The following is a 13,339-nucleotide window of genomic DNA, read 5'->3' as shown; positions in this document are numbered from 1 at the left end:
TACCCTCAATAACAAAAAAGAGCTCAAACAATTAGCCTGTCTTGAGCGCAGTCGAAAGGCTCAATCAGGGCTAAACTTGTTTGCTAACTAAAGCTTATTTTTTATACACTTTTCCGCCTTTCATCACAAAAACAACATTTTCCATAGTTGATATGTTTTTGGTTGGATCATCATCTACAGCAATAATATCAGCGAAAAAACCTTTTTTAACTTGACCAATTTCATTTTCCATTTTTAACAACATAGCATTTGTAATTGTTGCAGATTGTAATGTTTCCATTGCTGGCATTCCAGCTTCAACCATATAACCAAATTCTTTTCCGTTATTACCGTGTTTAAAAACTCCAGCATCGGTTCCAAAGGCAATTCCAACGCCTTTCTTATACGCTTTTGCAAAAGTTCCTTGTATTTGTGGACCAACTGCCAATGCTTTTGGCACAACAATATCTGGGTAAAATCCTTTTATTGCAGCTTTCTCAGCCACCTCTTTTCCTGCTGTAATTGTTGGCACTAAATACGCGTCGTGTTTCTTCATCAACTCCATGGTTTTATCACTCATGTACGTTCCGTGCTCAATAGTTTTTACACCTCCAATAATTGCGCGTTGCATTCCTTCATCTCCATGCGCATGAGCCGCAACATGCATTCCGTAATCTTTTGCCATATCACAAATTGCTTTTACCTCTTCTATTGTAAATTGCGGATTATCACCAGATTTAGCAACACTTAAAACACCGCCTGTTGCCGTAATTTTTATACAATCGGCCCCATTTTTATAACGTTGTCTTACTGCTTTTTTAGCATCTTCAACCGAATTTACAACGCCTTCTTTAGGTCCAGGGTTTCCAATTAATACTCTACTACTTCCGTTTGTTGGATCTGCATGACCTCCCGTTGTTGCCAACGATTTTCCTGCTGTAAAAACTCTTGGCCCAGGAATTTTACCAGCTTCAATTGCTTTTTTAATAGAAATATTTACACCTGTTCCTCCTAAATCTCTAACCGTTGTAAATCCATTTAACAAGGTAGATTTTGCAAAACCAACCGAATTATAAGCAACATCGGCTTCGTTTAACGTGTATTTATTAATTCGTGTTTTATTATCGTATTCCATTTCAATATGAACATGCATGTCAATTAAACCAGGCATAACTACTTTGTCTTTCAACTCAATGGTTTTGTCAACTGCATTTCTTGGCATAACATAGCCATCCATAACATCAATTATTTTATTTTGATTGACAACAATAGTTTGTTCAGTTTTAATATTTCCAGATTTGGTGTCTATCAATTTTCCACATAAAATATAGATGTTTTGAGATTGCGCGTTGCAAATCATCAACAGAAAACAAAAAATAAATGTTAGTTTTTTCATGAGTAAAAAGTTTAGTTCAGTTGATAAAAGTACGTATTTTTTAAGTAGCTTGCTACTTTAAATTATAAGTACCTAATGAAAAACGTTGTAATAACCGGAACAAGTAGAGGAATTGGTTTTGAATTAGCAAAACAATTTGCCGAAGCAGGCAATAATGTTTTAGCTTTATCAAGAAATACAGAACCTTTAGAAAGTTTTAACCATAAAAACATCACTACAATTTCTGTAGATTTATCTCAGAATGACGATATTAAAAAAGCGGTTGGATTTATTAAAACCGAATGGAAACAGGTCGATATTTTAATAAACAACGCAGGAAAATTAATAAACAAACCGTTTACAGAATTAACTTCGGAAGATTTTTTAGAAGTATATAAAGTGAATGTTTTTGCAGTAGCAGAATTAACAAAAAGCTTGATTCCCTTTTTACAAAAAGGAAGTCATGTTGTTACCATAAGTTCTATGGGTGGAATTCAAGGAAGTTTAAAGTTTCCAGGTTTAGCGGCTTATTCCTCAGCAAAAGGAGCTGTAATTACGCTTTCTGAATTATTAGCGGAAGAATACAAAGAGCAACAAATTTCATTTAATGTATTGGCTTTAGGAGCTGTACAAACTGAAATGTTAGAAGAAGCTTTTCCTGGTTATGTCGCACCAATTTCTGCTGAAAACATGGCTGAATATATTTTCAATTTCGCTTTAACAGGAAATAAAGTGTATAACGGAAAAGTGTTGCAGGTTTCATCAACTAATCCTTAGAATGATAATTTTAATAACCTTATCCTTTTTTCAATTTTTTCTTTTTTATTTAAAGAGCAAATTCAAACATAAGTATCCTGATTTTTATATTTCAATTTTATTTTTGATAATATATTATTTTGTTTTCTATAAAAGTCTCAGTTTAAAGTATGAAGTTGGAAATACTAATTTTGTTGTAATCTATTTAACTTTTGCTGTTATTGGTACAATTTTTACTTTGCTAACACATTTATTATGGTTTTTAATAAAAAGAAGACTTGAAAGAAACTCTTAAAAAATACATTCCAGAAAAAGCAATTCCGTTAGTTGAATATTTAATTAATGAACATAACATTAATTTAAAAATTGTAAATCAACGGCAAACAAAACATGGCGATTTTAGAAAATTAGCCAACGGAAAAATGCAAATTACCGTTAACAATAACTTGAATGAATATCAGTTTTTGTTAACATTAATTCATGAAATTGCACACCACGTTGCACACGTAAAATTTGGCAGAGTGCAACCGCACGGGAAAGAATGGAAAACGGTTTTTCAGCATTTAATGTTACCTTTTTTACAGCCAGAAATTTATCCGAAGGAAATAGTTCCTTTTTTGGCAAAATATCTTAAAAATCCAAAAGCAAGCACTGACGCAGATGTTAAACTTTCGTTAGCATTGCGTGGTTTTAAGGCTGAAACAGGAAAAAATTTTATCTTTGAAATTCCAAACGGAAGTGTTTTTCAGTTTAAAAACAAATTGTACAAACGCGGGCCAAAAAGAAGAACTCGTTATGAGTGTTTACAAATACAGACTAAACGTGTGTATTTATTTAATCAAAATGTAGAAGTAATATTAATTGATAATTCTATTTAATCTGTCATTCCGTACTTGTTACGGAATCTCATAATAAAAGATTCCTGTTTTCACAGGAATGACAAAAATTACAACATAATGAAAGAAAATTATTACGCAGTAATTATGGCAGGTGGAGTTGGTTCAAGATTTTGGCCAGTGAGCACACAAGAGTTTCCTAAGCAATTTCATGATATGTTAGGAACTGGACAAACGTTAATTCAACGAACTTTTGAGAGAATTAACGAGTTAGTTCCTTCAAAAAATATTTTAATTGCCACCAATGCTCGTTACGAGAAATTGGTTTTAGAACAATTACCAAAAACAACAAAAAAACAACTATTATTAGAACCTGCAATGCGCAATACAGCTCCTTGTATTTTGTATTCAGCATTAAAAATATATGCACAAAATCCTGACGGAATCATGTTAGTTGCACCTTCCGATCATTGGATTGACAATGAAAGTGAGTTTATTAAAAACATTAAAACTTCGTTTGACGCTTGTGCTAAAGAAGATATTTTAATGACTTTAGGTATTCAACCAGACAATCCGAATACAGGTTATGGTTATATTCAATTTGAAGAAAACTCAACTGAAATTAAAAAAGTAAAAAACTTTACAGAAAAGCCAAATTTACCAACTGCAAAACAATTTTTAGCAAGTGGAGATTATCTTTGGAACGCTGGTATTTTTGTTTGGTCGGTTAAGAGTATTTTAAAAGCTTTTAAAAACTATTTACCAGAAATGGTTGACCTTTTAGATGATGGAAACAATGTTTACAATACAGATTTCGAAGACGATTTTATAAATAGTAACTACGTAAAATGTCAAAATATTTCTATTGACTTCGGAATTATGGAACATTCTAAAAACGTACATGTTTTACCTGTAGATTTTGGTTGGAACGATCTAGGAACTTGGGGTTCTTTATATAACAAACTAGAAAAAGATTCAACAAAAAACGCAAGCATTGGCGCACAAACTATTTTTAGAGATGCCAACGGAAACATGATTAGAACACAGCCTGGTAAACGTGTTGTAATTCAAGGATTGAGTAATTATATTGTTGTTGAAAAAGACGATGTATTACTTATTTGCCCCAAGGAAGACGAACAAGATATTAAGCAAATTTCACAAGAAGTAAAAGATACTTTTGGTGATGAGTTTGTATAAATAGTTTTCAGTATTTAGTCGCAGTTTTCAGCTAGCAATGAAACTGAAAACTGTTACTAACAACTGCTACTGATACTAATCTCTTTTAATAAAGAGCGTATCTAATTCCATTTCTTTTTGTAACCAAGTACGCAATTCTCTTTCTTTTGGACTTATAATACTATCTGGCAAACTTCTATTCCATTTTAAAGTTAGTACAGGAATTGTATCAATTTTAATAAAATCTTTCGATAATAAAACGTTTGCAAAACCAATTTCCTGAATATCGTTATATCTGATTTTAGCATCTTTTGCAATAGTACTAAACGCAACTACTTTTTGATTTTTATTTTGTGCATTTAATTCAATTCTTTGATTTAAAGAAGATACTGTTCCTTGTAAATCTTCAATCTGTTTTTGTAACCCAGCAATTATATTTTTACTTTCTTGTAATTCTTGACGCTTCTCTTTATAGGCAGTAGTTATCATGTCAAAACTCTTTGTATCACTTCCTTTAATATTAAGTGTAAAGTCTTTTATATGATTATATTTAGTATCACTTACTAATTCATTTTCTAAATCATTTTTTGTAGCATCAGTTATTTCATTAAAAAAGTTTAAATCAATTGTCTTTTTTTCTAAGTTAGGCTCAAACTCTATTAACTGTAAAGAAATATTACCTTTTATTTCATTCTGAATAAAACTCTTTACTTCCTGATTCATTCTTGTTTCACTCAATAAAGTTAAAAAGGTTAAAACAGCTGGTATCATAGCTATTAAGCCAAAAAAGGCTGCTATCTGTGCTATTCTCTTTCTTTTTTGAGAATTTGCGTATTTTAACATAGGGAAGCTTAATACTTTTAAAACGATAAAAGTAGAAAGTGCAATAAAAGTGGTATTAATTGTAAACAAGTACATAGCCCCAAAAAAGAAACTAAAATTACCAATTGCCAACCCATAACCCGCAGTACATAAAGGCGGCATTAATGCTGTAGCAATTGCTACTCCAAAAATAACAGAAGCAATAGTTCCTTTTTTGGTTCGCGCAACTATTAAAGCTAATCCTCCAAAAATTGCTATCAGTACATCAAGAATATTCGGCGATGTTCTAGCTTCTAGTTCAGGAGTTAACTCTGTAAGTGGAGATATCCAAAAATATAAATATGCTGTTAAAACACTTAAAACAACCATTACTAGAAGATTAATGAATGAACTTTTTAAAGTATCAATATCATTAATTGCAAGCGACATACCTATTCCTAAAATTGGTCCCATTAAAGGAGAAATTAACATGGCTCCAATTACTACAGCCGTAGAACTTACATTTAAACCAATAGATGCAACAAATATTGCAAAAATAAGAATCCAAGCTGTAGCTCCTTTTAACGGGATATCATTTTTTATTGCTAAAATTGTAGCGTCATGATCTGTGTCATGCCTAAAGTCAAAAATACCCTTTATAAATTTCTTAACACTTTCAATTAATCCAATAGCATCTTCTCTAACCTCCTGCTTAGATTGCTCAATTTCCTGTTCTTTTAATTTATCTTCTTCCATAAAAACATGCTTAAATAATGTGCGAAATATACAAAAAGAATTTCTAGTTATTTATTGATTTATTTTAATTAAAAATCTACAATAAAACCAAAACCAGGCAATAGATTTCCTTGAGAGTTTTCTACCTCTTCTAAGATATATTTTGAAGAATCATTGGGATTTACAACTTTATTTCCGTTTGCATCTAACACAGGAACCAAAAAGGCTTGCTGTATAGATTCTGAACCTAAAGCATTCTGAATATCAATATAAAAGTTAAGTGACGTCTTTTTCCAATACCAAGTTTTGTCTATTCTAAGATCTAACTGCGTAAAAGTGTCAAATCGTTCTGTATTTAATTTTGAAAAATCTAAAACTCCTTGGTTATTGGCATCGTAGTTTTCAATAATTGCAGATTTCTCTAAATCGTAAGGTGTATAAGGTCTACCTCCAACTAATCTGAATTTTGCTCCAATTTCCCAATTTCGATTTAATTTTTTTCCTCCTGTAAAAGTTAACAAGTGTTTGTTGTCCCAAGTTGAAGGAACATAGTTGCTATTAACATCCTTAAATTCACTTCTTACAAAAGTATACGATAGAATTCCGTAAATACCATCAAAAGATTTTTTTTGAGCAAGCAACTCGAAACCGTAAGACCTACCTTGATTGTTAGAAATAACAGCTTCACTTCCAACAACACCAAAATCGTTTCCTAAATTAGCTAAACTCACTTGATCTTTTATTGAAAATGGATACTTATCATAACTTTTATAAAAACCTTCTAATGTGATTTTTGAATTATTTTCTGGTCTAAATTCCAATCCTGCAACTGTATGTGCTGAAGAAATATAGCTTGTTGTTGGCTGATTAACCAGAACATTATTATTGTCTCGATAGCCTAAAACTGTATAAGCTGGCAATTGATAATATTTTCCTAAAGATGCATTAACAAACCATTTATCTGACAAAGAATAAGAAGCCGAAATTCTTGGTGAAAATTGATTGAAAGGGTTTTTCATTTCTGAATTGTAGTTATTAGCATCTGCTCTCACTCCTACTGAAACTTGTAAATTTTCATTGAAAAAACCTTGAGAAGCTTGTGCAAAAACCGCATAACTAAACATAGAAAATTCAGAATCGAAGTTAAATGTTTGCAATCCATCTGTATTTGCAAATCGTTGAAACGTTTTATTTTGATATTTGGCTTGTTGTAAACTAACACCAAAATTCAACTTTATACCGTTATTTAATCGCATATCATTTTCAAATCTGAATTTATTTTCAATCTCTTTTGAAGAATAATCTAATAACAAATCATTAGGATTGTTAGTGTTGTCAAAATATTTTACTGCATTATTTTTCCATTCATTTCTACTTAAAACATAGGTTTGTGTACTATTTTCAGCATAATGTTTGTAGGAAGCACCAAAAGTATAATTCCATTGCGTTTGAATTGGAATTCTACTTAAAGAGTAGTTGTTCTTTTTTAATGTTTCTTCATCTGTAACACCATCATTAACTTCTTCATTTAATTCAAAATCATCAATTGCTGCAAGAGCAAAAACAGCAATTTCATCATTATTATCTAATTTAGATTTTACATTTAATTGAAAATCATTGTAAGTTGGTAAAAACGGCAATTTTATTAGTTTAAATAAGAACTGTAAGTAAGATTGACGCGCAGAGAACATTACACTTGTATTCTTTGATAATGGTCCTTGCAAGGTAATTCCTGCATCAGAAGTTCCAAGTGTGGCTCTACCTTCAAAAGATTTTGTATTTCCAGTTTTCTGAGTAAACTCAATAACAGAACTTAACGTATTTCCCCTATTTGCAGGAAATGCGCTTGAATAAAAATCTACTTTTCTAATTAAATCTGTATTTATAATTCCAACAGGTCCTCCAGACGCACCTTGTGTTTGAAAGTGATTTATTACAGGAACTTCAATTCCGTCAACGTAAAATTTATTTTCTGAAGTTGCGCCACCACGAATAATAATATCGTTTCTAAAACCAGGATTTGATGCAACTCCAGGTAAAGATTGAATTACTTTTAAAACATCTCTATTTCCTCCTGGATTTTTTTCAATTTCGGCAACTCCTAAATTTTGTAAAGAAAGAGGACTTTCTACTTTCCTTTTGAACAACGAAGATTGAATTATTACCTCGTCTAACTGAGAGCTATCTTCTTCTAATTCTATAACTATAAAAGGCGACTTATCTCTCGTGACTAAATAATCTTCTGAAACTACTGTTGTAAAACCTACAAATGAGGCGCTAACTTTAATATACCCTAAACTTACATTTTTTATTTCAAAAGAACCATTATTATCTGTGGTTGCTCCTTTCTGAGTTCCTTCAACAATAATGTTTACAAAAGGTAAAACCTCTCTTGTTTGCTTGTCTATTACTTTTCCTTTAACAACACCTATTTCCTGTGCAAAACCAGTTAATGTAAAAACTATCAGAATAATTAATAATACTACTTTCTTCATGTTATTTTTTTTTCAAATATACAATTTTGTTTAACAAATTATAAAAAATAATAAACAAAAACATTTTTTGTTAAAAAAAAAGAGATTAACTTTAATAGTTAAACTCTTTTTAGTGACCGGGCTGGGGCTCGAACCCAGGACCCTCTCCTTAAAAGGGAGATGCTCTACCAACTGAGCTACCAGGTCATTTTCCTTTTGCGCTTAGCGGGTGCAAATATATATCCTAATAATGGATTCTACAACAAAAAAATTAATTAATTTTCATTTAAATACGCTTCTCTTACTTTCTTAAATAAGTTTGATGAATACACAAAATTCACAACTGCTTCATTATCAGTTTTAAAGATTTCCTCATTAGTACCTTCCCAAGCTTTTACACCATCTTTTAAAAAAATAATTTTTTCTCCAATTTCCATTACAGAATTCATATCATGGGTATTAATTACAGTTGTAATTTGATATTCGTCTGTTATTTCCTGAATTAAATTATCTATTACAATAGCTGTATTTGGATCTAAACCAGAATTTGGCTCATCACAAAATAAATATTTAGGGTTCATAACAATTGCTCTAGCAATTGCAACACGTTTTTGCATTCCTCCAGATAATTCTGCTGGAAATTTTTTATTCGAATTTTCTAGATTAACACGAGCTAAAACAAAGTTTACTCGTTCTAACATTTCTTTTTCAGATTGTTTGGTAAACATTTTTAAAGGAAACATTACATTTTCTTCCACCGTTTGAGAATCAAATAATGCAGATCCTTGAAAAACCATACCTATTTCTTGTCTCCATTGTCGTTGTTCTTCTATCGTAAATTCTGTATTAACTCTTCCATCAAAAGCAATTGTACCTTCTTCAGGTGTATGCAAACCAATTAACGATTTTAAAAAAACAGTTTTTCCTGATCCACTTTGCCCAATTATTAAGCTTGTTTCTCCAGGATTAAAAGTTGTTGTAATTCCTTTTAACACTTTTACATTTCCAAAACCTTTATGTAAATTATTTACTTCTATCATATTATGTAAGTAAGAGTTGTGTTAAAATATAATTGGCAATAACTATTAATATTATGGTCCAAACCACTGATTGGGTACTAGCTTTACCAACAGCTATAGAACCACCTTTAACATAATAACCGTGATAAGAAGGAACTGTAGCAATTAAAAAAGCAAAAATTATTGTTTTTATAAATGCATAAAAGACTAAGAAACCATCAAATTCCATTTGAACTCCGTAAATATAATCAACAGAGGAAAACATTCCTGAAACAAAACCTGCAAAATACCCACCTAAAATTCCTAAAAACATTGCTAAAATCAATAAAAAAGGATAGAAAAATAGCGTGGCAATTACTTTAGGAAAAACTAAATGATTTAATGAGTTTATTCCCATAACTTCTAACGCATCAATTTGCTCAGTTACACGCATTGCTCCTATACTTGAAGTAATATAAGACCCTACTTTTCCTGCTAAAATAATTGAACAAAATGTAGGCGCAAATTCTAAAATAATCGAACGTTTTGTAGCAAAACCAATTAAATATTTTGGTATAAATGGACTTGTAATATTTAAAGCCGTTTGTAATGCAATTACACCTCCAATAAAAAAGGATATAAACATAATTATACCAAGAGATTTTAAGCCTAACTCGTCAATTTCTCGCATAACAGCTTCGTAAAAAACGCGTCCTCTTTGTGGTTTTTTAAACACCTGGCGCAACATAATAAAGTATTTACCAATATGTTCTATATAGTTCATTTGTTTAATTTAATAACGCTAAAGTAATAAACTATTTGGTTTCTTTTATGATGATTTGTGTACATTTGATTTTATCAAAAAAGAAACTTCAAAATGAAAAAAGTATTTTCTATTTTAATCTTGTGTATAATAGTATTAACTGGTTGTGAAAATGAGAAAAAAAATACAACTAAACCCAAATTAGTAATTGGTATCGTTATAGACCAAATGCGCTATGATTATTTAACTCGTTTTGCAGATAAGTATGGAGAAGGTGGTTTTAAGCGTATATTAAAGGGTGGTTTTTCTCTTGAAAATGCGCACTATAATTATATTCCTACTTTTACCGCTGTTGGTCATACATCTATTTATACAGGAACAACTCCAACTAACCACGCAATAATTTCTAACAATTGGTATGACAAATACTTGAAAAAAGAAATTTACTGTGTTGATGACGAAAATTATAACACCATTGGAAATGATGGTGATGGCGGAAAAAAATCTCCTTACAGAATGCTTACAACTACCATTGCAGATCAATTAAGGTTATCGCAAAACATGAAAGGGAAAACAATTGGAGTTTCCATAAAAGATCGTTCTGCAATTTTACCAGCTGGTCATACTGCAAATGCTGCTTATTGGTTTGATGGTGGAGCACAAGGAAAATGGATTTCTTCTTCTTATTATATGAATGAATTACCAAATTGGGTAAACGAATTTAATACTAACGGAAATGCAGATGCGTATTTAAGCAAACCTTGGACTACTTTGTATGATATTAATACTTATACAGAAAGTGTAGAAGATGATAATAATTTTGAAGTGACTTTTAAAGGGCAAGAAAAACCAATATTTCCTCATGATATACCAACTTTAAGAAGTAAAAACAACAATTATAGTATTCTAAAAGCAATACCTGCAGGAAACTCTTTTACTACAGATTTTGCAAAAGCAACAATTACAAATGAACAATTAGGAAAATCTAATTACACAGATTTTATAGCAATAAGTTATTCTTCAACAGATTATGTTGGACATCAATTTGGTGTTGCCTCTAAAGAAATTGAAGACACTTATCTACGTTTAGATAAAGATTTAGAAAACTTATTTAATTTTCTTGATACGGAAGTAGGAAACGGAAATTACACTTTATTTTTAACAGCGGATCATGCTGCGGTACAAGTTCCTTCTTATTTAAAATCAGTAAAAATTCCAGCAAATTATTTTAGCGTTACTAAATTCAAAAATTATTTAAACGAAGTTTGTAAAGAACATTTCAAGTCGGATAAGCTAATTGAAAACGTTTCTAATTATCAAATTTTCTTGAATAAAGAAAAAATAAAATCAATAAATCTAGACGAACATTTGGTTGCGCAAAAATTGGCAGATGAAGCAATTAACTACAAAGGGATTTACAAAGCGGTAACAGCAAAAACTTTACAAACAACTACTTTTACTGCCGGAATTTTAAATAAACTACAAAACGGATATAATCAAAAATTTTCTGGAGATGTATTATTAATTCCAAATCCGTCTACATTAAGTACGTATTATAAAAAAGGAGGAACATCTCATGGTTCTGGTTACTCTTACGACACACATATTCCAATTATTTTCTATGGAAATGGAATAACAAAAGGTTCTTCAAAAAAGAAGTATGAAATTGTTGATATTGCTCCTACTATATCAAATTTATTGCAAATTGAATTCCCGAACGGAAATACAGGAAAAATAATTGATGAAGTTTTAAAATAATAAAGCAATACTTCTCTAAATAATTTTATGACATTTTTAACAAAACCCAATATAGTTGCATACGCAACTATATTGAGTTTTGTTGTATTTTTGCAACATGAAATCTAACGAAAATAATATTGACTTCGAAAATTCTATTGGTCCTTGGTTAGGACAAACAGGAAAAATCGTGGATTATTTCTTTCAAGAAACCTTTAAATCAAATAGCCTTGATCTTACAAAGGAACAAATGATTGTGCTAAAAAAATTACACGATCAAGATGGTTTAAATCAAAATGAATTGGCTTTTTTAACATTAAGAAATAAATCTTCATTAACACGTTTATTAACGAAGATGGAGGCAAAAAATTATATTTTCAGAAAACAATGCAAAGAAGACAAACGCATTAAAAATGTATATCTAACCGAATTCGGAAAAGAGGTATTTGAAAAAACCAAACCTGTTATTCAACATATAATAACAACTATGGAGCAAAATATTTCATCAGAAGAAAAACAACAAATCATAAAAATCTTTAAAAAAATTCAAACTAATTTTCGCTCTAAAATAGGACACATTTAATAAACAGTATATGAGAAAAATAATTCTTTCAGTATTAGGAATACTATTAATTGTAGGAGCTTTTCTACTTGGTAACTACGTTATAGAAAGCAAACAAAAACCAAAACCTAAGTTCAATAAAGTTATAAAAACTGCCTTTGTAGAAAATGTTACAAACAAAGAAATTCCTATTGTGTTAACTGCAAGCGGAAATTTAATTGCAAAAAATAAAATTGAAATTTATTCTGAAGTTTCAGGTGTTTTAAAATCATCAGCTAAACCATTTAAAAGCGGAACAAATTTTTATAGCGGACAAACATTATTAAGCATTAATAGCGATGAGTTTTACGCAAGTTTACAATCGCAAAAAAGCAACTTATTTAATTTAGTTACTTCAATAATGCCAGATTTACGTTTAGATTATCCAAATGATTTTAAAAAATGGGAATCTTATTTACAAAGTTTTGACATTAATAAAACTACTCCTAAATTACCTGATTTTTCATCAGACAAAGAAAAATATTTTATTTCTGGAAGAGGAATTAACACCGCATATTACAACGTTAAAAACTTAGAAGTTAAGTTAGGGAAATATAGAATTAGAGCTCCTTTTAGTGGAATATTAACAGAAGCGTTGGTTACGCCAGGAACTTTAGTTAGAGTTGGTCAAAAATTAGGTGAGTTTATAGATTCTTCAGTTTTTGAAATGGAAGTTTCGTTAAATTCGGCTTATGCAGATTTATTAAAAATTGGGAATTCGGTTTCTTTATCAAACTTAGAAAAATCAAAGAATTATACAGGTAAAGTTATTCGTGTAAATGGTAAAGTAGATCAGGTTTCTCAAACTATAAAAGCATTTATACAAGTTGCACATAAAGATTTAAAAGAAGGTATGTTTTTAGAAGCAGACTTAGTTGCAAAATCGGAAACTGATGCTATTGAAATTCCAAGAAAATTATTAGTAGATAATGAAGCTGTTTATACGGTTAAAAACGACAGTATTTTAACTTTAACAACAGTAAATCCTGTTTATTTTGGAGCAGAGAACGTTATTATAAAAGGCTTAGAAAACAATCAAAAAATGTTATCACAAGTTTTACCTGGTGCTTTTGACGGAATGATTGTAAAAATTAATAAAGAGTAATTA

Annotated in this window: 11 protein-coding genes and 1 tRNA gene; 6 read left to right on the top strand and 6 right to left on the bottom strand. The window is 30.3% G+C overall.

Going from position 1 to position 13,339, the window contains the following annotated elements:
- Positions 1-94 precede the first annotated feature (94 nt).
- A complete protein-coding gene (locus LPB136_RS00510) occupies positions 95-1,375 on the bottom strand; it encodes a metal-dependent hydrolase family protein (RefSeq protein WP_072554264.1) in 1,281 nt (426 codons plus the stop codon).
- Positions 1,376-1,450: 75 nt separating this feature from the next.
- Between LPB136_RS00510 and LPB136_RS00505 the strand changes: the two genes are divergently transcribed.
- The 3 genes from LPB136_RS00505 (at position 1,451) to LPB136_RS00490 (ending at position 4,143) form a co-directional block, all read left to right on the top strand.
- Positions 1,451-2,131, top strand: coding sequence for an SDR family NAD(P)-dependent oxidoreductase (locus LPB136_RS00505; RefSeq protein ID WP_072554263.1), 681 nt, complete (start codon positions 1,451-1,453; stop codon positions 2,129-2,131).
- Positions 2,132-2,388: 257 nt separating this feature from the next.
- Positions 2,389-2,988 carry a SprT-like domain-containing protein gene (locus LPB136_RS00495; RefSeq protein WP_072554261.1) on the top strand — a complete coding sequence of 200 codons (600 nt, stop codon included), beginning with the start codon at positions 2,389-2,391 and terminating at the stop codon, positions 2,986-2,988.
- Between the two features lie 78 nt (positions 2,989-3,066).
- Positions 3,067-4,143, top strand: a complete 1,077-nt coding sequence (locus tag LPB136_RS00490) for a mannose-1-phosphate guanylyltransferase (RefSeq protein ID WP_072554260.1) — start codon at positions 3,067-3,069, stop codon at positions 4,141-4,143.
- A gap of 75 nt (positions 4,144-4,218) precedes the next feature.
- Here LPB136_RS00490 and LPB136_RS00485 read toward each other — a convergent pair whose 3' ends face one another.
- The 5 genes from LPB136_RS00485 to LPB136_RS00465 all read right to left on the bottom strand — a co-directional run bounded on the left by LPB136_RS00485 (position 4,219) and on the right by LPB136_RS00465 (position 9,914).
- Entirely contained in the window at positions 4,219-5,679 is a 1,461-nt protein-coding gene (locus tag LPB136_RS00485) for a DUF389 domain-containing protein (RefSeq protein WP_072554259.1), read from the bottom strand.
- A gap of 68 nt (positions 5,680-5,747) precedes the next feature.
- Positions 5,748-8,153: a TonB-dependent receptor gene (locus LPB136_RS00480; protein ID WP_072554258.1), complete on the bottom strand. Its 2,406-nt coding sequence runs from the start codon at positions 8,151-8,153 to the stop codon at positions 5,748-5,750.
- 113 nt (positions 8,154-8,266) lie between these two features.
- A tRNA-Lys gene (locus LPB136_RS00475) sits at positions 8,267-8,339 on the bottom strand.
- A 68-nt stretch (positions 8,340-8,407) separates the two neighbouring features.
- Entirely contained in the window at positions 8,408-9,172 is a 765-nt protein-coding gene (locus tag LPB136_RS00470) for an ABC transporter ATP-binding protein (protein ID WP_072554257.1), read from the bottom strand.
- Between the two features lies 1 nt (position 9,173).
- The gene (locus LPB136_RS00465) at positions 9,174-9,914 is read right to left on the bottom strand and encodes an MlaE family ABC transporter permease (RefSeq protein WP_072554256.1); all 741 of its coding nucleotides are present in this window, start codon (positions 9,912-9,914) and stop codon (positions 9,174-9,176) included.
- Between the two features lie 93 nt (positions 9,915-10,007).
- On the opposite strand from LPB136_RS00465, the gene pafA reads away from it, so the two are divergent.
- The 3 genes from pafA (at position 10,008) to LPB136_RS00450 (ending at position 13,336) form a co-directional block, all read left to right on the top strand.
- Complete coding sequence (pafA, locus tag LPB136_RS00460; protein WP_072554255.1) at positions 10,008-11,651, top strand: alkaline phosphatase PafA; 1,644 nt, start codon at positions 10,008-10,010, stop codon at positions 11,649-11,651.
- A gap of 97 nt (positions 11,652-11,748) precedes the next feature.
- Positions 11,749-12,213 (top strand): MarR family winged helix-turn-helix transcriptional regulator, encoded by a 465-nt coding sequence (locus LPB136_RS00455; protein WP_072554254.1) that lies wholly within the window; start codon positions 11,749-11,751, stop codon positions 12,211-12,213.
- Between the two features lie 10 nt (positions 12,214-12,223).
- The gene (locus tag LPB136_RS00450) at positions 12,224-13,336 is read left to right on the top strand and encodes an efflux RND transporter periplasmic adaptor subunit (protein WP_072554253.1); all 1,113 of its coding nucleotides are present in this window, start codon (positions 12,224-12,226) and stop codon (positions 13,334-13,336) included.
- The last annotated feature ends 3 nt before the right edge of the window (positions 13,337-13,339 follow it).

This window comes from Tenacibaculum todarodis (genome assembly GCF_001889045.1).
In the GTDB taxonomy this organism is placed as follows: Bacteria; Bacteroidota; Bacteroidia; order Flavobacteriales; family Flavobacteriaceae; genus Polaribacter; species Polaribacter todarodis.
The sequence above is the reverse complement of the archived record's forward strand: the minus strand, read 5'-3'. Positions and strand labels throughout refer to the sequence as shown.

Excerpts from the sequence above, each read along its gene's own strand:
- LPB136_RS00510 (WP_072554264.1), bottom strand. The coding sequence starts at position 1,375 with ATGAAAAAACTAACATTTATTTTTTGTTTTCTGTTGATGATTTGCAAC.
- LPB136_RS00505 (WP_072554263.1), top strand. The coding sequence starts at position 1,451 with ATGAAAAACGTTGTAATAACCGGAACAAGTAGAGGAATTGGTTTTGAA.
- LPB136_RS00490 (WP_072554260.1), top strand. The coding sequence starts at position 3,067 with ATGAAAGAAAATTATTACGCAGTAATTATGGCAGGTGGAGTTGGTTCA.
- LPB136_RS00485 (WP_072554259.1), bottom strand. The coding sequence starts at position 5,679 with ATGGAAGAAGATAAATTAAAAGAACAGGAAATTGAGCAATCTAAGCAG.
- LPB136_RS00480 (WP_072554258.1), bottom strand. The coding sequence starts at position 8,153 with ATGAAGAAAGTAGTATTATTAATTATTCTGATAGTTTTTACATTAACT.
- LPB136_RS00470 (WP_072554257.1), bottom strand. The coding sequence starts at position 9,172 with ATGATAGAAGTAAATAATTTACATAAAGGTTTTGGAAATGTAAAAGTG.
- LPB136_RS00465 (WP_072554256.1), bottom strand. The coding sequence starts at position 9,914 with ATGAACTATATAGAACATATTGGTAAATACTTTATTATGTTGCGCCAG.
- pafA (WP_072554255.1), top strand. The coding sequence starts at position 10,008 with ATGAAAAAAGTATTTTCTATTTTAATCTTGTGTATAATAGTATTAACT.
- LPB136_RS00455 (WP_072554254.1), top strand. The coding sequence starts at position 11,749 with ATGAAATCTAACGAAAATAATATTGACTTCGAAAATTCTATTGGTCCT.
- LPB136_RS00450 (WP_072554253.1), top strand. The coding sequence starts at position 12,224 with ATGAGAAAAATAATTCTTTCAGTATTAGGAATACTATTAATTGTAGGA.